20 protein-coding genes, 1 tRNA gene and 3 pseudogenes are annotated in these 23,551 nt (G+C 33.8%); 17 read left to right on the forward strand and 7 right to left on the reverse strand.

The window, feature by feature from the left end:
* The gene (gene rpsP / locus ONG78_RS07125) at window positions 1–315 is read right to left on the reverse strand and encodes a 30S ribosomal protein S16 (RefSeq protein ID WP_006015540.1); all 315 of its coding nucleotides are present in this window, start codon (window positions 313–315) and stop codon (window positions 1–3) included.
* A gap of 134 nt (window positions 316–449) precedes the next feature.
* Window positions 450–2,249 carry a peptidylprolyl isomerase gene (locus ONG78_RS07130; protein ID WP_264378012.1) on the reverse strand — a complete coding sequence of 600 codons (1,800 nt, stop codon included), beginning with the start codon at window positions 2,247–2,249 and terminating at the stop codon, window positions 450–452.
* A gap of 189 nt (window positions 2,250–2,438) precedes the next feature.
* Between ONG78_RS07130 and ONG78_RS07135 the strand changes: the two are divergent.
* From ONG78_RS07135 to nth, 3 genes and pseudogenes are all read left to right on the forward strand, one after another.
* Window positions 2,439–3,174, forward strand: a pseudogene (locus ONG78_RS07135) (IS5 family transposase); the annotation flags it as partial.
* 42 nt (window positions 3,175–3,216) lie between these two features.
* Window positions 3,217–3,588 (forward strand): annotated as a pseudogene (locus ONG78_RS07140) (molecular chaperone DnaJ); the annotation flags it as partial.
* 21 nt (window positions 3,589–3,609) lie between these two features.
* Window positions 3,610–4,257, forward strand: coding sequence for an endonuclease III (nth, locus tag ONG78_RS07145; protein ID WP_264374981.1), 648 nt, complete (start codon window positions 3,610–3,612; stop codon window positions 4,255–4,257).
* Window positions 4,258–4,515: 258 nt separating this feature from the next.
* On the opposite strand, the gene alaS is transcribed toward nth, so the two are convergent.
* A complete protein-coding gene (alaS, locus tag ONG78_RS07150) occupies window positions 4,516–7,098 on the reverse strand; it encodes an alanine--tRNA ligase (protein WP_264374980.1) in 2,583 nt (860 codons plus the stop codon).
* Between the two features lie 218 nt (window positions 7,099–7,316).
* Here alaS and ONG78_RS07155 point away from each other — a divergent pair, with 218 nt between their 5' ends.
* From ONG78_RS07155 to fmt, 6 genes are all read left to right on the forward strand, one after another.
* Window positions 7,317–8,270: a hypothetical protein gene (locus ONG78_RS07155; protein ID WP_264378014.1), complete on the forward strand. Its 954-nt coding sequence runs from the start codon at window positions 7,317–7,319 to the stop codon at window positions 8,268–8,270.
* A 291-nt stretch (window positions 8,271–8,561) separates the two neighbouring features.
* The gene (locus ONG78_RS07160; protein ID WP_264378015.1) at window positions 8,562–9,323 is read left to right on the forward strand and encodes a hypothetical protein; all 762 of its coding nucleotides are present in this window, start codon (window positions 8,562–8,564) and stop codon (window positions 9,321–9,323) included.
* Between the two features lie 211 nt (window positions 9,324–9,534).
* Window positions 9,535–9,978, forward strand: a complete 444-nt coding sequence (locus ONG78_RS07165; RefSeq protein ID WP_007302082.1) for a PAS domain-containing protein — start codon at window positions 9,535–9,537, stop codon at window positions 9,976–9,978.
* A gap of 98 nt (window positions 9,979–10,076) precedes the next feature.
* Complete coding sequence (rpmI, locus tag ONG78_RS07170; protein ID WP_264378016.1) at window positions 10,077–10,283, forward strand: 50S ribosomal protein L35; 207 nt, start codon at window positions 10,077–10,079, stop codon at window positions 10,281–10,283.
* A 21-nt stretch (window positions 10,284–10,304) separates the two neighbouring features.
* Entirely contained in the window at window positions 10,305–10,661 is a 357-nt protein-coding gene (rplT, locus tag ONG78_RS07175) for a 50S ribosomal protein L20 (protein ID WP_063630562.1), read from the forward strand.
* 12 nt (window positions 10,662–10,673) lie between these two features.
* Window positions 10,674–11,573 (forward strand): methionyl-tRNA formyltransferase, encoded by a 900-nt coding sequence (gene fmt, locus ONG78_RS07180; protein ID WP_064085375.1) that lies wholly within the window; start codon window positions 10,674–10,676, stop codon window positions 11,571–11,573.
* 87 nt (window positions 11,574–11,660) lie between these two features.
* On the opposite strand, the pseudogene ONG78_RS08060 reads toward fmt, so the two are convergent.
* Window positions 11,661–11,816: pseudogene (locus ONG78_RS08060) on the reverse strand (WPE palindromic element domain-containing protein); the annotation flags it as partial.
* 152 nt (window positions 11,817–11,968) lie between these two features.
* Between ONG78_RS08060 and purH the strand changes: the two are divergent.
* A complete protein-coding gene (gene purH / locus ONG78_RS07190) occupies window positions 11,969–13,489 on the forward strand; it encodes a bifunctional phosphoribosylaminoimidazolecarboxamide formyltransferase/IMP cyclohydrolase (protein ID WP_264378018.1) in 1,521 nt (506 codons plus the stop codon).
* Window positions 13,490–13,965: 476 nt separating this feature from the next.
* Window positions 13,966–14,037, forward strand: a tRNA-Asn gene (locus ONG78_RS07195).
* Between the two features lie 87 nt (window positions 14,038–14,124).
* Here ONG78_RS07195 and ONG78_RS07200 read toward each other — a convergent pair.
* Window positions 14,125–14,862 (reverse strand): leucine-rich repeat domain-containing protein, encoded by a 738-nt coding sequence (locus ONG78_RS07200; RefSeq protein ID WP_264374976.1) that lies wholly within the window; start codon window positions 14,860–14,862, stop codon window positions 14,125–14,127.
* 196 nt (window positions 14,863–15,058) lie between these two features.
* Between ONG78_RS07200 and gpmI the strand changes: the two genes are divergently transcribed.
* Window positions 15,059–16,567 carry a 2,3-bisphosphoglycerate-independent phosphoglycerate mutase gene (gpmI, locus tag ONG78_RS07205; protein ID WP_264374975.1) on the forward strand — a complete coding sequence of 503 codons (1,509 nt, stop codon included), beginning with the start codon at window positions 15,059–15,061 and terminating at the stop codon, window positions 16,565–16,567.
* On the opposite strand, the gene ONG78_RS07210 is transcribed toward gpmI, so the two are convergent.
* Together ONG78_RS07210 and fabD are read right to left on the reverse strand one after the other, a co-directional pair.
* The gene (locus ONG78_RS07210) at window positions 16,562–17,308 is read right to left on the reverse strand and encodes a hypothetical protein (RefSeq protein WP_007302088.1); all 747 of its coding nucleotides are present in this window, start codon (window positions 17,306–17,308) and stop codon (window positions 16,562–16,564) included. The two genes, gpmI and ONG78_RS07210, sit on opposite strands and share 6 nt — an antisense overlap.
* A gap of 51 nt (window positions 17,309–17,359) precedes the next feature.
* Window positions 17,360–18,328 (reverse strand): ACP S-malonyltransferase, encoded by a 969-nt coding sequence (gene fabD / locus ONG78_RS07215; protein ID WP_264378079.1) that lies wholly within the window; start codon window positions 18,326–18,328, stop codon window positions 17,360–17,362.
* Between the two features lie 125 nt (window positions 18,329–18,453).
* On the opposite strand from fabD, the gene rpmE reads away from it, so the two are divergent.
* From rpmE to ONG78_RS07240, 5 genes are all read left to right on the forward strand, one after another.
* Window positions 18,454–18,666: a 50S ribosomal protein L31 gene (rpmE, locus tag ONG78_RS07220; protein WP_006013575.1), complete on the forward strand. Its 213-nt coding sequence runs from the start codon at window positions 18,454–18,456 to the stop codon at window positions 18,664–18,666.
* A 21-nt stretch (window positions 18,667–18,687) separates the two neighbouring features.
* Complete coding sequence (locus ONG78_RS07225; protein ID WP_149168667.1) at window positions 18,688–19,473, forward strand: NAD kinase; 786 nt, start codon at window positions 18,688–18,690, stop codon at window positions 19,471–19,473.
* Window positions 19,474–19,556: 83 nt separating this feature from the next.
* Window positions 19,557–20,810, forward strand: coding sequence for a hypothetical protein (locus ONG78_RS07230; protein ID WP_264378019.1), 1,254 nt, complete (start codon window positions 19,557–19,559; stop codon window positions 20,808–20,810).
* A gap of 123 nt (window positions 20,811–20,933) precedes the next feature.
* A complete protein-coding gene (locus tag ONG78_RS07235) occupies window positions 20,934–21,950 on the forward strand; it encodes an extracellular solute-binding protein (protein WP_149168669.1) in 1,017 nt (338 codons plus the stop codon).
* An 80-nt stretch (window positions 21,951–22,030) separates the two neighbouring features.
* Window positions 22,031–22,918: an aspartate carbamoyltransferase catalytic subunit gene (locus tag ONG78_RS07240; protein WP_264378020.1), complete on the forward strand. Its 888-nt coding sequence runs from the start codon at window positions 22,031–22,033 to the stop codon at window positions 22,916–22,918.
* The last annotated feature ends 633 nt before the right edge of the window (window positions 22,919–23,551 follow it).

Genomic DNA, 23,551 nt, shown 5'->3' on the forward strand with positions numbered 1-23,551 from the left:
TTATGCTTCTTGCCCTTGTACTTTCTCAACTTTTTTCTTTTCTATTTTTTTCGATTCTGTTTCTAAATCTACTATGCCTTTTTTAATGAACCACATTACCCTTTCAGTTGCTTGCGCTCCTACACTTAGCCAATGTTTTAATCTATCAGCTTTTACCACAACACGATTTTTATTGTCTTTTGGCAACATTGGATCATATTGTCCTATTCTCTCAATAAAGCGCCCATCTCTTGGTGCTCGTGAATCGGCTACAACTATCCTATAAAAAGGACGTTTCTTTGCCCCAAACCTTGCTAACCTTATTTTAACTGCCATGTCAACCTTTATTCATATATTAATTACAATTTAAATACAATAAACAGCTCAAGTCAAACTAATTGTACCTCTTTTACCTAAAAATACAATATAGCCCCCTCCAATCACTCATAAAAGGAAGATAATAAACTTTTTTATATATCATCAATCATAGCATGATTAACTTCTACTCTATACTTTGATTTTAGATAGCTAATTAACTGTTCCTTTAGCGATATCATCACACGTTTTCCGGTATCAAGCATGTTTAATTTACCATTTGATGAATGCATTTCTTTTAGAACGCCTATTATAATTTCATTATTGTATTGAATAGGATCTGTTACCGAATTAGTTGTTTTCATATTGAAAATCTCTTCTATGAAAGAAAAAGGGTAGTTTTGTTCATTGCGTTGTATTTGCTGGCCTTTAACCAATTTTATACCTTGCATTTCTTCCAAATCTGTCTTTTCTCTTAGTTGAACTGCTACTTCTTGTCCCATTTTAAACATTCTTTCTTTTATAAATTCACTACGCCAAAGCTTTATGGCTGATTCCCTACTTTCTTCAAAATTTTGTAATTTAGGAGGAACGATATCACTGATTTTCACACCAACAACAGTATCTCCAACACCCTTAAAATAACTCTTCTGATCTTTCTCGCGTGAAAAAATGAAAGAAATGAAATCACTGGAATTTCCTACTTCATTACCACTTTGGTCTTTCCCACTAGCATCTACTGGACCAATGGTTTGTATAGGTAAATTGTAATTATTGGAGATTTCTTCAATCGTTGCACCATTGTATATCTTATAATTCACTTGATTTATGAAATCATTGACTTTTTCAAAAGACTTTTGATTGGTTAAAACTGACCTTATGTCTTTTTTTAAATCAACCAAGTCTTCATCAGAGATTTGATGTATGCTTTCTACCTTTATTACGTGCCATCCAAAATTGCTTGTTAAAACTTCACTTACTTCACCTGTTTTGAGAGCAAATACCTTTTCTCTCATATTTTCAGGTAAGAAATCCTTAGTTATATTATTTACTCTGGTTTCATCGAGTTTCACTTTATTAAACTCTTCTATTATTTGTTCAAAGCTTGCTTTACTTTCTTCAAGTGCTCTTCTTGCTATTTCAGCTTTTTCTTTGGTAGGAAATATCACATTGAATATGTCTCTTTGATTTTTAAGTTCCTGATGTTCTATTATACTATCAACCTCTTCATCTGAAATTCTGATTTGATCTTCAAAATATTTTTGATCCAGAGAAATGTATTGCGCAGTTCGATATTCAGGGTAATAAAAATTGGACTTATTTCTTTCATACAAATCAAGTAAGGCTTGATCATCTGGTTCAGGAACGTCTGTAATTGCATTCTCAGTTATTTTAACAATATCAACTACTCTAGTTTGGTAGCGATTTTTGTATATCTGCTCATCAACACTCTCACCAAAAGTTACCGGATAATTATCTTTAAATAACGAAGTCATGAACATCATTGCAGGCAGGATTTTCTCTAGTTTTTCTATATATTCCTTTTCTGTTATATGCAGGCTATTTAGAGTTTGATGGAATTTATTATGGTCAAATTCTCCTTTATCGTCCTGAAAGTACTTGGTATTTTTTATATGGCTTTTGATAGATTCTTCTCCAACTTTTAATCCAAGTTCGCTAATTAGGTTAAACAATAGTTTTTGCTCTATAAGTGCGTTAAGTAAATCATATTTCAGCTTTTTTACTTGTTCTTTACTTACATCAGATCCAGAAATTTGCTTTTCATAATTTTGATATAGTAATTTATATTCATCTGATGTTATAACTTCCTTTCCTACTTTAGCTAATTCTTTCCTTTCATCATCATTTGATAAAAGATTGCCAATCCCCATAAAGATTAATAAGCAAACTAAAAGGAGAACGATTGCCTTGGTAAAAAAATTTCTAATACTCATTGTAAACTCAGTTAACTAACACTTAAATTTAGAATAGCAATAATTTAATATTTGTAAATCTATTAACAAATTAGCTAATATATGTAATATTGTAGTGTATTAAATTGAGTGGAAGCTTATATTAACCTAAGAGCCTGTAAGTGATCTCTGAATATGGTAAGATGAGGTATAGTTGACATGAGGTAAAGTATGAGGAATACATATGCAAGTGACATAAGTTGTGAAAAATTCGAAAAGATTAGACTAATTTTAGAAAGCGTGCGAAAGAAAACAAAGCCAAGAAGATTAGGTTTATACGAGTTATTTTGTGGTGTGCTTTATGTACTAAAAAGTGGCTGTCAATGGCGAATGCTTCCAAAAGAGTTTCCAAGATGGCGAAATTGTTACGATTACTTCAAGAAATGGAGTAAAAAAACGAATGAAGATAGAGAAAGTGTTCTAGAAATTGTCTTAAAAAAAATTGGTTGGAGAGAACAGTGGTCGGAATACCAAAACAAGCTTCTGCATCATTGATGCCCAAAGTGTAAAAAATACCGATACTGCTGAAGAAAAAGGTTATGATGCTGGCAAGAAAATTTCAGTAATAAAGCGTCATATCGCAGTTGATACACAAGGTTTGACACACATATAACAACGGCAGAAATAACTGATCGTAGCAGTGCTTTGACAATGGTTAAAAATGCTAAAGAAAGTCTCTCTGAAGTTAAAAACATACTGGTTGATGCAGGCTACACTGGAGAAAATTTTGCAACACAGATGAAAGTAACTATTGGTGCAACTGTTGAGGTGAAGCACCTTTGCTGTATTGCCAAAAAGATGGGTTGTTGAGAGATCTTCTTTTGCCTGGTTGGAAAAATGTAGGCGACTTTGGAAAAATTGCGAGCGTAAACTTAATACTAGCCTACAAATTTGCTTTTACTTCTTTCCTCCTCAAAAGATTATGAACAGGTTCTTTGATGATAGAGGGTTTATTTCTAATAGTCTTTATGTTGATGTAACAATATTTGGTACTTTGTCATTGTTAGCACTGCTAGCTACTGAGATATTTAGTCCTATATTTTCAAAAGGTTGTGAAATATATGCTGAAAAGCACACAAAAGATTTACTAGAAGAGGATCCAAGAGATAGGGTACAAAAGGAAACTGACCTGTTAGGATGGTATGATCCACGAAAACTGTTAATGCCAATTGTTATGCCTCTTATTAAAAAGTGTTTTGCGGAAGTGGCAAGCGAGTTTGCTGAAAGGAATTTTGATGAGGTAAAAACTGATATGTCTGATGTTAATATTGAAGGACTATCTAATCCTCAAGCAATTGAATTTGCACAGCAAACAGTATAGTATAAGCTTTTAGCTCTATGCATGGACTCAAAAAAAGTAGAACTGATATTTGAAAAATTCAAGCAATCAAATCCTGCGCCAAAAATAGAGCTAAATTATACCAATCATTTTACGTTATTAGTTGCAATAGTTCTGTCAGCGCGGACGACCGATATAAGTGTTAATAAAATTACAAAGGAGCTATTTAGTATCGCTGATACGCCAGAAAAAATGTTGAATCTTGGGCAAAGTGAGCTGAGAAAATGCATAAGCAGTATTGGTTTATATAATTCTAAAGCAAAAAATATAATCGGGCTCAGTAAAATATTGATTGAGAGGTACAATAGCACAGTGCCTACTAATTTCGATGATTTGGTATCTTTACCAGGGGTTGGGAGAAAGAGCGCTAATGTGTTCTTAAATTCAGGGCTTGGTATTCCAACATTGGCAGTTGATACTCACGTTTTTAGAGTGAGCAATAGAGTTGGGCTTGTGAAAGAAAAAGATGTACTTAAAACAGAGCAGTCTCTTTTGAATGTAGTGCCAAAAAAATACCTACTTTATGCTCATCATTGGCTAGTTTTGCATGGTAGATATGTTTGCAAAGCGCAAAAACCTTCGTGTGAAACATGCATAATTCATGATTTATGTGAGTTTGAATGTAAGAGGTTAGTATCTCTTCTTTTGTAATTCAAGTAGCTGATCTCTATGATGGTGTCATCCGAGTAGCTGACACTGGGATGACAATGAAGGGCTAATTGATGACGCCTCTGTGCACTGCCGTTATAAAGCTGCTACTTTGATGAATAAAATGATGTCATTCCAGAGCATGGAGCTGTAATCCAGTTCTTATTACCTGATATGCTCATTTGACAGTTAAGTCTTCTCTACCCCTATTTGCATAATACCTTCGTTCATGGTTAAAAGATACCGAGGTAGTAGGGTGTATTAGTTTTTGCAAGCTGTTATTTTGCTATGGATTGCTGTAATGGCATCATCTATTTTATTGTTATCACAGCCTGTTTGGGCAAGTTCGGCATTTCCACCGCAATCCCTTCTGGTTACAGTAGATACTAGCTCTTTTGCATTGATCTTATTAGTTAAATCTTTACTTACTTTGACAATCAAAACTGTTTTATCCTTTTCTGTTACCATGAAGGCTATTACAGTTTTCGGTTTTTGTTGCTGTAGAGCAAATTCCCTTATTATACTTCCTGGAACGTTATTGAAAGTGTGGCTTACGAAATTTATTCCATTTATTTCGGTACTTTTTACAGTTTCTACACTGATAAGCTTTTTATAAAGATTTTTTATTTTTACTTCAAATTCTTTGCGCTCCTGGCTTAAAATACTGAGTCGACTTATTATTTCATTTACTGGTGCTTTTACGCATTCTGCAACTTTTTTTAAGCTAATTTCGTTATTGCGTACATAATTAATTGCTTCTTGACCGGTTAAAGCTTCAATTCTTCTTACTCGAGATGCAACGGAACATTCTGCTGCTATCTTAAACAAACCAATTTCTCCGGTACGCTCCACGTGTGTACCACCACATAATTCTTTTGAATCTCCAATTTTTACAACCCTAACATTATCACCATATTTTTCACCAAATAAGGCCATCGCTCCTTCGTCTATTGCCTCATCCATACCTTGAACTTTTGTGGACGTAGAAAGATTTTCTCTGATTAGAGAGTTTACTATATCTTCTACTGAAGACAGCTGATCCTGAGTGACTGGCTTATTGTGACTAAAGTCAAATCTTAGTCTATTTGGTGCGACTAGAGAACCTTTTTGAGTAACGTGATCACCTAAGATTTTTCTGAGTGCAAAGTGTAGAAGATGTGTAGCTGAATGATTTCTTCTTAAGTCTTGTCTTCTTTTTTTGTTAATACTAGCTGTAACTGTATCACCTTTACGAACTGAACCAGATTCAACTATACATCTGTGTAAATATAGGTCGTTAATCTTGTTGGTATTTTCAACTGTTAACGTACTTCCATCAGACTTTATAAAATTTCCAGTATCTCCCACCTGTCCACCTGACTCGCCATAAAAAGGTGTTTTATCAAGTATAATAGTTATCTTTTCTCCTTCTTTTGCAGAATCAATCATTTCATTTTTAGGGGAAATTATTGCGAGTACTGTTGCATCCTTTACTTCATCACGTTCATAACCAACAAATTCCGTTTTGCCAAACTGATCGATTAAATTAAACCATACTTGTTCAACAGACTTTTCACCAGATCCAGTCCAATTAGCACGTGCTCTTTCTTTTTGCTCTTTCATTGCATTATCAAAACCTTTTTGGTCAAAATTTATTTTCCTTTCTTTCAAAATATCAAGTGTGATATCCAAAGGAAATCCATAAGTGTCATATAGTTTGAATGCTGATTCTCCAGATAGAGTGTCACCTGATTTTAAATCTGCAGTGAATTTGTCCAAGAGATTAATGCCTTTCATTAAAGTGTCTTTAAAGTTTTCTTCCTCTGATTTTAACGTTGTTTCTATTAAGCTTTTAGCTCTGATTAGCTCTGGATAAGCATCTCCCATATAAGCCAAACTTGTGCCATCTATGAGTGCAGGAAAAACAAGGTTCAATAGAGAATCATTATATCCAAGTAGGTGGATATAACGTACTGCTCTCCTGATCAATCTGCGTAGTACATAATTTCTTCCTTCATTTCCAGGAAGCACTCCTTCTGCGATGAGAAATGCAGCTGCACGAAGGTGATCTGCGATAATCTTATGAGCTACTTTATTTTCCGTATTTCCACAGTACTCTTGCGATTTACTTACCAGAGCAGAAAATAGGTCAATATCATAGTTATCATGAACGTTCTGCATAACAGCTGCTATTCTTTCAAGGCCCATTCCAGTATCGATGCATTTTTTTGGTAATTTTTGTAAATTACCTTCTTCATCTTTATTAAATTCCATGAACACCAGGTTCCAAATTTCAACAATTCTGTCGTCTTCATGCAAATCCTGATTTGCATGATCGTAAAAGATTTCAGAACATGGGCCACATGGACCAGTATTGCCCATGCTCCAAAAGTTATCATCTGTTGTAATTCTTATGATTTTATCATCTGAAAAGCCACTTATCTTACGCCAAATTTCATATGCTTCATCATCAGTGTGGTAAACAGTTATGGATAGTCTGTTTTTATCAAGAGACAATTCTTCAGTAATAAATTTCCACGCAAATTCTATCGCAGTTTCTTTAAAGTAATCACCAAAGCTAAAATTTCCGAGCATTTCAAAAAATGTGTGATGCCGAGATGTATAGCCAACATTTTCAAGATCATTGTGTTTACCACCTGCTCTGAGACACTTTTGACTTGAGACGGCACGTTTCATTTCAGTTTTTTGCGTGCCGGTAAAGATGTTTTTGAACTGTACCATACCAGCATTTGTAAACATGAGTGTTGGATCATGCTCTGGAATCAAAGGAGAAGAAGGAACTTGCTCGTGATTATTATTTACAAAAAATTTTATAAATCTTTCTCTAATTTCGTTTAGCTTCATCGTTTTTACTGAGGTTATCTATGCATAATAAGTTGTAACAGAAGTAAAATCAATTTATCAATCTAAATATTAATATATACATTACTTAGTATAATAAAAGTAACTTTTACATAAAAATTTTAATAAAAAGATATAGGTTTAAATATTTTATCCACTAACATAGAGAAGTATTTGTTAATTCAAATAATATTTTTGTTAATTAATTTAAGGAGTGTGAAATGCCAAAAAAATTCCAAAACACTAAGAATAGCATACGAAAGAGAGAAATAACAAATAAGCAGGAGATGAATGGTCCAACAATTAGAATTGTATCTGACTTGGAAAGTATAGAGCAAAACAGAAGGGTAGAATTTTTAATTAAAGGAGAGAATTTAACAGTAAAAGACCTCTCTATATCTTCTAGAGCAGCTGAGATAGGCTTGGTTACAGGAATAGTAAATTCAATAGACATTCCTCAAGCAATTCGTGAATCGACAATAGATGGAATTATTTTAGGTCTTAAGAGTGGAGAAATAGAAAAAGGTAAAGAATATAATTATAGAGAATTTAAGAAAATATATCTAAAAAACCTTGTAGATGAATTGGGTAAGGATAGTTCAAAAAAGCTAAAAGAAAGAACTGATGAAAATAGCCAATTGAGAGAATCTACTACTGAAGAAATTGATTATCAGATGCAGGAAGATGTAACTATCGAATCAGCTTCTTTAACAAAACAAGAATTCGATTTTGCATCAAGCAAAGTAACTACTAAAGAGATTAATGACGTAATAAATGAAATAGAAGAATCAAATGCTAGTTATGGAATTACTCCTGAAGATATAAGTAGTGTTTCCCGTTTTGATAGTAATTCACAAGAAGTGTTAGATCATTCTATATTTAATAGCACAGATGTGGAAGGGCCTAAATTACCCGAAATAAATGGAGAACAGTATATAGGAATAGCAGGGATTGCTGGTGGTATATTGGGTGGAGTGCTAGCAGTAGCTTTTGCAGGATTAGGATACTTTGTATGGCATAGAAAAAATAGGGAAGGTAGCTACGATGTTGAAAAAGCGATGAAAAACCTTCCTGAACAAGCTCAACTTGAGCATTCCGGATCTACATCAGAAATAGAATCTTTGCTCAGCAATGCTACATCAGTAGCACATCTATCTTCTCAAATTAGCATCTAGTAAAATTCCAAAGTTGATGGCACAACAGTGCCATCAACTTAGCTCTTACAGCACTTATATGCTCTGGAACCAAAGGAGAAGAAATTTTCCTGTCTTACAAAAAATTTTATAACTCTTTCTCTAATTTTATATCGTTTTTACTAAGGTATAATAAATTGCAATGAGAAGTTCAGATATTAATATATGTATTATTTAGTATAATAAAAATATAAAAATCTTAGTGAAAAGATGTGGACTTAAATAATTTATCTTTTATACATAAGGAAATATTGGTCAGCTTGGGGGTCATATATGTCAAGAAGATTTAAAAATACTGTAGGAAAAAAAAGATCAATCAATAAAGAAAAAAGGAATAGATGGATTAGTATTGAATCAGAATTGCGAGATGTAGAACAAAACAGAACAATATATTTTCTATTGGGAGGAGGTGATTTAAAACTTAAGTATGTATGTATGCTTGACGATACATCTTATCGTATTCTTGTTGCTGAAGGAGAAATAGTGCATGCAGAAAATCCAAAAGTGATGATTGATGATATTGTTTCTGATCTCAAGAGTGGAAAAATACGAAGTTATAAAAGATATAATGCCAAAGAGTTTTATGAAAAGTATCTCAAAGAGTTTTTGAGTAATGAGAACTTGCAAAAGCTGGAAGCTGGTGATATTGAAAATACAACAGCAGAACTACCAAACTTAAAACAAGTAATGGAAGAAATGAAAAAATCAAACGCTAGCAATGAAATTACAATGCGAAATATAGAAAGTGTTCAAAATACGACGAATATTTTGGGTAATCCTATGATTCATGATACAAACTTGAGAGAGTTTAAATTATTGGAAACACCTTCAAACGAGAAAAATAATATAGTGTTCACAGTAGGTATGTTAGCAGTAACAGTAGCTTTGGTAGCAGCTATCGCAGCAGCTGTACCATTTAAATGTTGGTTTTATAATAGAAAAAATAAAAGCCATAGTAGTGCTAAGGAAGAAACTCCATCTAGTTATTTATTAAGTGCAATAACTTTAGAAAGTGGAACTAATTCTATTCGTTAGCCAAAATATTGCAAAAATAGAATTTTTTTATTATTTTTTTACAGTTTCCTCATTTAATAATTTTTATGCTCTAATTATTATACTTAATTTATCATTACCTGTTGTGTAAACAGGATGAGAATTTTCAATAATCTACATCCTTTAGTAAGAAAAAATCAATACATTCACGATAAATTTACCTCATATCTGTGTTTTATATGTGGAATTTCGAATGGAAAATTATGCAGGCAAAGAAAGAAGAATAGTGAATATAGTTACTCAACATTGGAGTGATATAAAAGGATCAGATAGAGAATGGCCAGAAAGACATGAAATAGACACTGCAGAAATCATGGAGTCATGGCAGCATTGTTTTATCATTGAAGTTAAAGATCGAGGTTATATTTGTGAAAATGCAGGAGAAAAAGCTATTGAATTCTATGGTTTTGAAAAAAAGATGTACATCGATGATAAGTATGCAATTGATGCACCATTTTTGCGGCTATATAAAATAGATGCAGTTATTGATAAACTTGAGACTGTAATAGAGAGTAAATGCTCAATTAACGAAGAGGAAGAAAGTGAAAGTGTTAAAATGAGGCAAGTATTGTTGCCAATTGGAGATAAAGAAGGTATAACACATATACTGGGTGTGATTACATTCAAGCTGCTTTAAAATACAATTTTAATTTGATTTTTTAATAAAGTTATCTATACTCATACTTAATTACTAATAAAGAACTAAATAGTGATGTTTGTAAATTTGTTTAGAATATGACGAAAATAAAATTAAAAACCAAATCTTCTGTCAAAAAGCGCTTTCACCTTACAGCTAAGGGTAAAGTCATCTCTACTCAGTCAGGTAAAAGACATGGTATGGTAAAGAGAAGTAAATCTAATATTCGTAATCAGCGTGGTACGACGATTCTTAGTAAATCTGACTCGCGTATAGTTAAGCTTTATATGCCTTATGATATTTAACAAAATGGAGGTAAAATAAAAATGGCTCGAGTAAAACGTGGAGTCACTACTCATGCTCGTCATAAAAAAATATTGAAACTAGCAAAGGGTTATAGAGGACGGGCAAAAAATTGTTATAGAATTGCATTACAAAGAGTTGAAAAAGCACTCCAATATGCTTACAGAGACAGAAGAACCTGTAAACGTGATTTTCGTGGTTTGTGGATAATACGTATTAATGCAGCAGTAAGAGAACATGGACTTACTTACGGTAGATTTATGCATGGTCTTAAACTTGCTGAAATTGATTTAAATAGGAAAATTCTTGCTGAGATGGCTGTTAATCATAAGGATGATTTTGCTAAATTAATAGAAATTGTAAATAGTAAGTTAGCTTAAAGCAAAAACACCATGAGAATTATTTTCATGGGTTCACCGGAGTTTGCTGTTGGTGCGTTAAACTTACTATTGAAATTACAGAGTGAAATAGTAGCAGTATATACCAAAGCTCCAAAACCTTCTGGACGTGGGCAGAGGTTAACAAAATCCCCAGTACACATCGTTGCTGAAAAAAGTGACATAGAGGTATGTACTCCTGCCTCTTTAAAATCTTCGATAGAGCAAGAAAAGTTTGGAAATTTTAAGCCAGACGTTGCAGTTGTTGCTGCGTATGGATTGATACTTCCAAAAGAAATTTTAAATATTCCCAAATATGGTTGTATTAATATTCATCCATCATTACTGCCTAGGTGGCGCGGTGCAGCTCCGATACAGCACACAATTTTAGCCGGAGATCAAGAAACCGGAGTTAGCATTATGCAGCTAGATGAAGGATTAGATTCTGGCCCTATTTTAAAACAGAAAAAATTTCTTATTGAAAAAAGCGATAATTATAAGACGTTGTATGATAAATTGTCTGAATTAGGTAGTGATTTACTGCTGAAAGTACTAAACGAAATTGAAAAGCAAGTTCCCTTAAAACAGAGCGATAACGATGCGTGTTATGCTGACAAAGTAAAAGACTATAAAATTTACGCAAGTGACGCCTGTGAAATTGCTTATAGAAAGGTTAAAGCATTTTATCCAAAAGCATTCATTAAGGTAGAGAACAAACGTATCAAGATACTTGATGCTGAATTTGAAGCCTTCACTTCAGGACAAGGTGAGATCATTAATGATAATATGCATATAAGTTTAAAAGGTGGTACTTTAATTCCTAAAGTTGTACAAATGGAAGGAAGAAATCCTTGCGATATTAAAGACTTTGTTCGTGGCTTAAAATCAAGTTTAACAAAAAAATTTATAGAATAGACTACTTTGAAGGGAGGGTGAGGAGAGCTAAAGCAACTTCTACAATTTGGTATTCCGCTGCTTGTTAGCGGAATCTACAACAAGATAACGCGTTTTGGTGTACGAACATTGCAATTTGCAGGTAATTTGAGTAATAGATGGTGTCATTCCAGTGCTTGACACTGGAATCCAGTTTCTATTGTACAGCCACCTGGTGTGCTCATTTAAAGTGAAGTTTTCTGGATCCCAGTGTCTGGGGACTGGGATGACATCTTTCTTGGTCTCTTGTATCACAATGTTCGTACAGCTATGTGCTTGTTAGCGGAATCTACAACGAGATACCGCAGTGGTATGACGTAGTAGCTATATATAGACAAATTTTCTTTTCTTAGATATAATCTTAAGAAACCTTCCATATGAAAATTAAAAGAGCTTTAATATCAGTATACGATAAGACAAATATAATTGAACTTGCATCGTTTTTGATGCAGCAACAAATAGAAATTCTCTCAACAGGGAATACTTATAAAGTGCTATCAGGTGCGGGAATAAAAACGCAAGAAGTTTCAGATTACACACAATTTCCAGAAATACTAGATGGCAGAGTGAAAACTTTACATCCTAAAATTCATGGAGGAATACTCTGTGATCGAAAAAGGCACGAAAAGGAAATGCAGAATCTAGAAATTAAGCCGATAGATCTGCTTATAACTAACTTATATCCATTTTGGAAAACGGTTAATAGCAACTCAAGTGAGAAGCAAATCATAGAACAAATAGATATAGGTGGAGTAGCATTAATTAGAGCTACAGCAAAAAACTTTCATTTCACTTCAGTGATTTCTAGCATTCAAGATTACGAAACACTGAAAGCTGAGATGATCAAAAATAACAATCAGACAACATTAGAATATAGAAAACATCTAGCAACTAAAGCATTTGCTCTGACTGCACAGTATGATTCTAATATTTACAATTGGTTTTTATCACAGGGTAAAAGCAATGAGTTACCAGAGTTTTTTACTTTATATGGATGTAAAGCACAAGGACTCAGATATGGTGAAAATCCTCATCAAAAAGCTGCATTTTATAGCAATCAATTTAGCAAATATCCACTGGAGAAAATACATGGAAAAGAGTTGAGCTATAATAATATAGTCGACATAGAGTCTGCACTTAACATAATTTCTGAGTTTCAAGAACCTGCAGCAGTGATAATAAAGCACAATAATCCATGTGGCGCTGCTGTTAGTGATAGTGCTTTAAAAGCATATGAAAAAGCTCTATCATGTGATGAAATAAGCAGTTTTGGTGGAATAGTTGCTTTCAATCGGGAGATAGATTTAAAGCTAGCAGAGAAATTAAACGAGATATTTTTGGAAGTGGTGATAGCACCATCGGTAAACAAAGAGGCACTAAAAATTTTACAAAAAAAGAAAAATTTAAGAGTGATTATTCATCAATCTCTTCAGCAAAATGCAAAATATCAAATCAAAAATGTTGTTGGCGGGTTCTTAGTGCAAGAAAATAATAACCATACAGTAAAAGTAGAAGAAATAAACCGAGTGACAGAATGCACTACAACAAAAAAAGAGAAGGAAGATCTTATTTTTGCTTGGAAAATATGTAAACATGTAAAATCCAATGCAATAGTGATAGCAAAAGACGGTTGTGCTATTGGCATCGGTGCAGGACAAACAAGCAGAATAGATAGTGTGAATATTGCAGTAAAAAAAGCAGGTGAAAAATGTAAAGGCGCAGCGCTTGCTTCAGATGCATTTTTTCCATTTCCAGATAGTATAGTAGAGAGTGCAAAGCATGGAATTACAGCTATAATTCAGCCAGGTGGCTCATTGAAAGATCAAAACGTGATAGCAGCTGCAAATGAGAATAAAATTGCCATGTTTTTCACTGATGTTCGTAACTTTCTCCATTAAGCTTTGTATCTTGTCAAAATTATACCCACACAGGGCTTTGTTGCATAGCAGCTTATAGGTATGAAAATTGTAGTAAATTTATGTAGTTACTTTAAACTCAACTATACCTATCTGTAATTGTAAGCTGTACTCTTGAGCTCCTGATGCGATTTATAGCAAATCCTAAAATGCCTTGCTGTTTTTCCTTATAGACATTCAGCTTACCTTGTACATTAGTCTATCTGGATGACATTTTACTTTTTCTAGAATATAATAATTCCCTAGAAATTACCCTACTCAATTCTATTGTACCTTGTTTAACATTGAAACATGAGTCTGAAATCTAGAAATTTTTTAAGAACAAAAGTTATTCTAAGTTTTTGTTGGTAAGAAAAACTGGATTACAGCTCCATGCACTGGAATGATATCTAGGTCTAAAGTCTACATAAAAATCGTTTACAATCGGCGTTCAATGTGATAAGTTGAAAGCAGTTTATTCCTCGGTAGCTCAGTGGTAGAGCAGTTGGCTGTTAACCAATTGGTCGCTGGTTCGAATCCGGCCCGGGGAGCACTATTTTATACAATCTGTACATTTCACTTTTAGCCCAAAATTCACTACTTTTTTTTTGTCTATTAAACAGACAAAACGTGTGAAGTTATATAGGTTTAAAGCCTTTACTGTCAAAATGCAAAGATGTCTGCGCTTCACTTAGCTTGCTATCTGGCTCCTCTCCTATTTTTCTTTTATTACATTTCCTTTTTAATTGAGGAAGGACATTTTTTGGCAATGTTTCATCAATACTGCAATAATTGTAAATGAGCGAAGTAAGACGCACCAAATTTCCACTCGCCAAAGTCTGTACATCTCTGTAATTAATGCTGTTATCATATACTTTAAGTGTAATAAGATTTTTAAGGTTTTCACTTGCTGCTAAAGCCTCTACACCTTCATTACTGATTTCATTCCATCCTAAACTCAGTAAAGTAAGCTTTTGAAGGTTTCCACTTGCTAAAGCTTTTGCCCCCCTATCGCCAATTTTATTATCATATAATTTAAGCTCAGTAAGACTTGTAAGATTTCCACTGGTTAAAGCCTCTACATCTTCATCACCAATTCCGTTTCCTCCTAAATCAAGCGAAGTAAGATTTATAAGATTCCCGCTTGCTAAAATCTTTACATATTCTGTAACAACATAACTGCAACTTAGATCAAGTGAAGTAAGATGAGAAAGCTGAGCTAATTCTTTTATAACCTCATAATTAATTTTTGAACATCGTAAAATAAGTCTTGTAATGTTTGTATTGCTTTTTAAAAAGTTTACTAATCTATCAACATTAATTATAGCAGCTGATGTTGCTAAAGTATTACCCTTTACATATTGACTATAACTCATTTGACCTCACTATTAAAGCTATGCAAGTGTTTTAGTAAACACTTCAGCAACTGTCAATCACTTTAATAAAATATTTTATGAAAAACTTCATATACCATTGCCTCCAAGCAGCTTTTTATATCTCTTATTTTAACACAAAAGTTGTGAGAAGAGTTTGTTTTTGGTATCATCGGAGGTTCTCGATGATAACTTTTATATGAACTTTAAATCAGTCGTTTTATGTATATTAGATGGCTGGGGTAATGGAATAGAAAATAGTAAATACAACGCTATTAGCAATTCAAATCCACCTTGTTGGCAACATATTAGCTCTAATTATCCAAAGTGCAGTTTATCTGCCTGTGGAACTGATGTTGGATTACCAGAAGGCCAAATAGGCAATTCAGAAGTTGGTCACATGAATATTGGTAGCGGTAGAGTGGTAATGCAAAGCCTTCAGCGTATTAATCAAGCAATCGAAACGATAGAAAATAATGCAAATCTACAGAATTTTATTAATGATCTAAAAAGTAAGAATGGCATATGCCATATAATGGGATTGATATCAGATGGCGGTGTTCATTCGCATCAAAAGCACATTTCAGCTTTAGCAAACAAGATATCACAGCGCGGAATTAAAGTTGTAATACACGCATTTTTAGATGGCAGAGACACACTGCTAAATTCAGGGAAAAGATGCATTCAAGAATTTACAGAAAGCATAAAGGAAAATGATATAAGAATCGCCACTGTCTCTGGGCGTTATTATGCTATGGACCGTGATAATAGGTGGGAAAGAACAATTGAAGCTTATGAAGCCATCGCATTTGCAAAGGCGCCTCGTTATGATGATGCAGTATCGCTTATTGATGAAAATTATCAAAATAATATAACCGATGAATTTATCAGGCCCGCAATAATAGGCGATTATCAAGGTATAAAACCAGAAGATGGATTGCTATTGGCTAACTTTCGTGCTGATCGAATGATACAATTGGCAAGTATTTGTCTTGGTAAAGCAGGCTATACTGAAGTGGCAAAATTCTCTTCAATTTTAAGTATGATGCAATATAAAGCGGACTTAAAAATCCCTTATCTCTTTCCTCCTGAATCTTTTGCCAACACTTTGGGACAGATAATAGAAGACAATAAACTACGGCAACTGCGCATTGCTGAAACTGAGAAATATGCGCATGTGACTTTCTTTTTTAATTGTGGAAGAGAAGAACCTTTTTCTGGTGAAGAAAGAATACTCATTCCTTCACCAAAAGTTAAAACTTATGACCTGCAGCCTGAAATGTCAGCCTTTGAGCTCACAGAAGAGCTTGTAAAAAAAATTTATTCTCAAGAATTTGCGCTGATAGTTGTAAACTACGCTAACCCTGATATGGTGGGACACACAGGTAATATAAAAGCGGCCGAGCAAGCTGTGCTCGCTGTAGATGATTGCCTTGCAAAAGTACTCAGCGTTGTCAAAGAAGTGGGTAATACTGCACTCATTGTTACAGCAGACCATGGTAATGTGGAATGTATGTTCGATGAAGAAAATAACACACCTCACACAGCGCACACTCTAAATAAAGTTCCATTTATTATATCTTGTGAAAATTTAAAACTGAGAGATGGAAAATTATCTGATATTGCTCCTACTATTTTACAGCTACTTGGACTTAAAAAGCCAAACGAGATGACAGGTAGTTCGTTAGTGCGTTCCATGTTGCTATAACTCTATTGTTAAGGGTTGAGGAAATAAAACACTGTGTATAGAAGATAGCATATCTATTTGCTGCTCTAAATGATCATGCTCAGCTTCCACATTAGAGTACCGAATATTATTCTTCCCTACATATACAGATAAAGAACCATCATCTTCAACTGCTTTGTTATTTTGCAATACTATATTAAAAATTTCTTTCTGTTTTAAAGCATCGAACCAATCTTCAACTGTCGTATAGAAAAACTCACCCGTTCCACTTTCCGGACACACTTCTGGAGAAATCTTTAGCACATCATGAGAAAGTGGTGGAGAAAAATAGCTCTTGAATGAGTAGCTGGGAGAATTGTAGTTATTGTGCAGAGCGATAACGTGATCTTGACCAGGAAGTAAAAAATCTAAAATTCTTTCTGCAAAGTTTCTAACAGCTCTCAAAGCATCTTCTGAAACACTGCCAAACTCTCTTAAGCTAGCTTCTGCACCTACATCATCAAACATGCGATTGGGATCGAATTCATACCGCTCACCATTTAAGTAAAATTCTACATTACGCGGAGTACCATCACCATGAGTAATGTATAGCATTCTTCCACCAAACTGCTGGAGTATATGCTCACCAGCCCCTTTTGAAGTTACTTCATTTTGATGCACATTAATAAAATTGATCCCACTTGTATCGCTACTTTTAATAAAAAGCTTAACCGTGGTATCACCCAACGCTAGATCATATTCTTTAGTGTCGATGTTTGACATTCCGCTGCTATCAATAATCAAAGCAAAAAATAGTACAAATTTTACTTTATGTTAGTTATAAGCTTTTATTTTTAAATTTTTTGCTGTCAACATTAATGATTCATTAAAGAAGTTATCAGCATCACTAATGCTACCTATGCTTTTTGTATTGATAGATTGGTCAATTCTTTTAACTAGATTAGATAAAACTTTGTTAGGGCCAACTTCAACAAACTTATTAGTGCCATGGCTTATCATATATAAAACCATCTCTCTCCATCTTACTCTACTTACAACTTGCTTAGCGAGCAAAGCTCTTATGATCTCTGGATCACTTTCTTCCTTAGCTGTAACGTTTGATACAAAAGGAATCGAAGGGCGAGTTATGTTGATGCTTTTTAAAAATTCCAGAAGTTTTTCATCAGCAGGTTTCATAAAAGATGAATGAAAAGGCCCACTAACTTGTAATTTTATCATTTTCTTGACACTTGAGTTTTTGAATAAATCAGGTAAGACCTCAAGAGCCTCTGCAGTACCACTCACCACTACCTGCCCACCACCATTATCGTTTGCAATTTCACAATCAATTTGAGCTGATTTTAATATACCTTCTACTTCGCTTATTTCTGCTCCAAGTAGAGCAAACATTCCACCTTTGCATTTTAGTGAAGCTTCATGCATTGCTTCGCTACGAACTTTTAGCAATTTGACTGCAGACTCAAGCGTCAATGCCCCTGCAGCACACAGCGCTGTATACTCGCCAACTGAATGCCCACAAACATACTGAACGCTGTAAAGAGATTCACCAAATACGTGCTTCATAACACGTAGCGTTGCAATTGACACCGCCATTATAGCTGGCTGAGCGTTTTCCGTGATGGTTAATTTCTCAATAGGGCCATTGAAAATCAAATGAGACAGCTTTCTACCCAATACGTCATCTACTTCATCAAATACTTGCCTTGCAACTGAAAATTCATCATATAAGCTCTTTCCCATTCCTACAAATTGAGAGCCCTGACCAGGAAAAGCAAAAATCATAAAAAATTTTTCATTCTTCATTGAGAATACTACTTTATTTATTTTTTGTCAATATTTCACAATAATGATTGACCAAATGAACCAGATTCACTAAAATCTTAGCTGATAAGAAATTTGTAAGAACAATGGCAGAAATCGATTATCACAAAGTTACTATAGTTATGACAGATGGTCAAGAGTTTGAAACTTATTCCACTTATGGAAAAGAAGGTCAAAGAATAAAGCTTGATAGAGATCCTCTTACTCATCCTGCATGGACTGGAAGTTTGACAAGCGGTTCAGGGGAGAAGGATAGTAAAATAGCTAAGTTTAATGATAAATACGGGAGTCTTTTTTAGTTCCTCCCCTCTTTATTTAACATGTATAAATATAAAAATGTAGGCTATATTGCTTCTTCGCTACCCAAGTCTCAGGAAGTATCTAAACTACTACAGAAACTCAATTTTATCAATATAGCAGAAGCAGGTAAGCATGAAGTTGATCTGCTGATAGTTGTTGGTGGCGATGGTTTTATGCTACGCACCCTACACAACTACGTCATAGGAAATAAAGATATACATGTGTATGGAATAAATACCGGTAACGTCGGATTTTTGATGAATAAATGCTTTGAAGATCTAATTGATCATATAGAACATGCAGTTCCTACTCAGCTAACTTTACTAAAAATGGAAGCCACAGACATAAGTGGCAAAAAACACCATTACATCGCAGTAAATGAAGTGTATGTCTTTAGAAATGCAAATCAAATAGTGGAGATGAATATTACCATTAATGATAAGCTAAAAGTAGAAAAATTCAGAGGAGATGGAATTATATTGTCTACCCCAACAGGTAGCACTGCATATAACTTCTCTGCCGGTGGGCCAATCTTACCACTTAATTCAAATTTACTTGCACTGACTTCCATCAATAGCTACTACCCAAGGCGTTGGAATGGAGCGTTAATCTCAAATGATACAATAGTGCAAATTGATATCAACGACGTGGAAAATCGTCCAGCACTTGTAGTATCAGATTACAAGGAATTTCACGACATATCGCAGGTAAAAATACAGAAAGATCACGAAAATACAGTCACTCTACTTTTTGACAAAGATTGCCCTTTGAATGAAAGGATCTTTGATCAGCAGTTCTTATACTAATATTTATTCTTAAATTAGTATTCACTATATCTTAATAACTATAGCGTAATCAACATAACATTGTAATTAATTTTGGAGCGAATATGCCTGGATCAGCAAACGTAGGAAACGTCAGAACAACTGAAAGAGGTGGAATAGAACAAACAATTCCACCACAACCACAACCTCGCAAAACAACGAAACAAACAAATGGTGAAAATGAAATTTTACAACATACAAGTTCGGCTAGCGAATCAAGTTCTTATGAAGAAAGGCAAGAAGGATCGAATGTGAACAGTTCAGAACCTCTTTATGCATCCATAGAGCAAAATACAGAATCTCCAAAAAAGAGTTCAGATAGTGTATCAGTTAGCAGATCACCTTCTCAAGAAACAGTATACAGCGAACCTTGGAATAGTCAAAAAACATTAGAAAATTTAAAAGAAAGAGTGAAGGCAAATCCAACTCCTCCACCATCATATCAAACAGATGGCTCTGAAAAATCTTTGCTTGGAGATAATAAAAAGACAAACAGATTTTTACAGAAAGTAAAATATACGATGCAAAAGAAGAAAGTTACAATGCCTTTTGTAGGTCTTATTACGGCATGTTGTATTACGTCAATCGTTTTAGCTGTGAAGCAAAGAGAATTCATTGGATTCATCGGCAGCATAAATCCTGTTACTATATTTGTCGGAGTATTAGCGTCTTGTTTAGCCTTGGGAATTATGTGGGAATTTATGCAAGCAGTACGTACTAAGGAGCACAAGATCACAAAAAGAGATACTCAAGAAGTTTTAGATGAGATATCAAATACACTTTCAAAAGACAAGAAATGCATCAAATCTTTGGTATTAAAATATAGCAACGGTAATCGTGTTTACTTTACGTTTCACTCTCTTCCAGAAGAAGCAAAAAGTGATCCGAACATCGTAGAACTTACAGGCCAGCCAATCTATTACAAGAGTAAAGTAAATTCATTAATCAATGATAGAATATGGCTTCCTATCTTAGGAACAGTTCTTATTACTGGAAACATAACCTTCCCTTTAGCACTTTATTCAACAGGTGGTTTGAGCAACATAGTAAGTTCATACACAAATCCTACTATTTACTGGCCAATCGTTGCAATTTCAGGCACTCTACTGCTTTTCACTTTAGCTTGCACAATTCATCATTGGAGCAAAACTGATTTTAAAGATTACTTGTTATTAGATACAAAAGATGCTAATAGTGAAAATCCTAATGAAACAGCTATTAAAACTGTAAAAAGCAGTCAAGAAAAGATTAGTTCAAAATTGTTACAAGTAGTTGCTGAACGATGTGGCCATCCAGATATTACTTATATTATTAATTAAATCTGGCTCGTACTTCTTTTTATCGCTATTCCAGTACTGTAACTGCAACGTTTTGAAGATTTACACTTGCTAAGACCTTGCTATTTTGATAGCTTGAGATGATGACAAGGAAGGGGTTTGTTTATGAAAAAAGGTTTAATATTTATATCTTTAGTAGCGGCTGTATTGATAGTCGTTAATTTTTTATATAAAAATAGCGGAATTGATGATTCACAAGTAGTAAACGTTTATTCATCTCGTAAAGAAGAATTAGTACATAGTTTGTTTGATGATTTTACAAAAACCACTGGCATCAAGGTACGTTATATCATTGACGATTATTCCCAATTGCTTTCACGTATGGAAAATGGCGGTGAAGCTGATTTGTTTTTAACTGCAGATGCAGTGAATTTGATTTTAGCCAAAAAAAGAGGGCTCTTATCTCAAGTGGATTCAGAGACTCTAAAAAATGCCATACCTGCAAAATTTAGAGATAATGAAGATTATTGGTTTGGTCTCACAAAAAGAGCTAGAATATTGGTTTACAATAAAGAATCAGTAGATCCTAAGGAATTAAGTACCTATGAAGATTTAGCGAATGAAAAATGGAAAGGGAAAATATTAGTACGCTCTTCCACAAGTCCATATAACCGATCATTGATCGCTTTTATGATTGCAAAAAATGGTTTTGAAAAAACAAAAGAATGGGTGAGTGGAATTGTAAGCAACATGGCAAGAAAACCAAGCGGTGGTGACACAGATCAAATTTATGCTGTAGCCGCTGGTGAAGGCAATGTTGCAATAGTAAATAGCTACTACTTTGCAAGAATCCTTTCATCAGAAAATAAAAAGAATATCACAGAAAAGTTAGGAGCTTTCTTCCCGAGTGATGGTGTAATGGTGAATATTAGTGGTGCAGCAGTAACAAAAAACGCAAAACACAGAGAAAATGCCATAGCTTTATTGGAGTTTTTTGTAAGCAAACAGGCTCAAGAGCTATATGCTAAAAAAAATCAAGAATATCCTATTGTTGAAGGTATTGAAACTTCTGATGTGTTAAAATCTTGGGGAAATTACCTACAAAGTACTCTGCCTATAAGTGAGCTTGAGAAGCATCTCTTTGAGGCTGTTATGATAGCAGATGAATGTAAGTGGAAATAAAATTTTATAGCTTCCTTCTACTTTACTTTAGAGTTGTGTAATTGAAATTAAGAAAGTAGAATAAGCTCAAAAAAGGAGCTATGGACAAGAGAAGGAATTTATTAAATATCTCAGACCTCACAATCGGTGATGTAGAAAATATAACTAAATTAGCCAACCAATACCTTGAAGAAAAAGTTGAAAATAGTCATGTTCTGAAAAATAAAATAGTCATAAACCTATTCTTTGAAGATTCAACACGTACGCTCGCATCTTTTGAAATAGCAGCAAAAAGCCTTGGAGCAAATGTTATAACTTTACCAATAAAATCTTCTTCTATTAACAAAGGGGAAGATCTAAAAGATATGATAAAAACACTAAATGCAATGAATCCTGACTATATGATAATCAGGCATAAAAGTAGTGGTATCATTAATACACTGGCAAAGTATGTTAACTGCTCGTTAATCAACGCAGGCGATGGAAGCAGTGAACACCCAACTCAAGCTCTTGCAGATTATCTCGTAATTATCAGTCATAAAAAGCAAATAAAAAACCTCAAAATTGTGATATGTGGAGATATTTTGCACAGTAGAGTTGCAAGATCAAATATAAGATTGCTAAAAATGTTTGGAGCAAAAATAAGCTTAGTTGCACCACCAGCTTTGATGTGTAAACATTTTCCTGAAGTAGATTCAATTCATTATTCATTAACTGAAGGTATAGAGGATGCTGACGTCATTATGCTTTTAAGATTGCAGAAAGAGCGCATGAATAATAATTCTTCAGAAAAAGAATATTTTCATTTGTATGGACTTGATTCACAAAAACTATCGCACGCAAAACCAGATGCAATTGTTATGCACCCAGGACCAATAAATAGAGGTATCGAAATTAGCAATGATATAGCAGATTGTGTTATTTTACAGCAAGTAAAGTTTGGATTAGCAACGCGTAAGGCAGTACTGCACTATTTAATAAATGTTTAAGTTAAAAATTAATGTTTAAGGAATTTTAGACATAATGACCCTCCTATAAAGAAAAGATTTAGAAAAATATAACACACCTTATGACAGAAATTAAGCGTACGTGTACGCACTGAAGTAGACTGTGCTATATTTTTTATTGAGAAATTAATTGAAAAGTCTGCAGACTTGAATAAGGTGGATTTCGAGCTCTAAAATACCCTCATTTTTACTGATAATAATCAACTTACCAAATGTGTCAAGTATTTTTTTGCATTTAATTTACAACTACGAACGTTTATTTGCAAAAAATACTATAAACATAAAATGATAGATGTCATAAAAGTAGCCAGTACTGGCATCCAATTAAATTTGTGAGTTAAAAGTTATGCTAAAATATAACGTTTCTAATGATGATGGAAAATGGATCCCAGTGTCGGAGCACTGGGATGACATTGTTTAGTACGCAAATTACCACAATGTTCATACAGCTGTATACTGATTTCTTTAATGTCCGTACAGTTGTATGTCAGCTACTCGAATGACAATTTCAGATAAAACCTAGATAAAAGAGAAAAATAAATTTTTACATAATCATACTTGTACAATAACTAAAGCACTTTTTACTGTAGATTAATCATTTGATTATAGTATCAT

This window comes from Wolbachia endosymbiont (group B) of Philonthus cognatus (assembly GCF_947179345.1).
Lineage (GTDB): Bacteria > Pseudomonadota > Alphaproteobacteria > Rickettsiales > Anaplasmataceae > Wolbachia.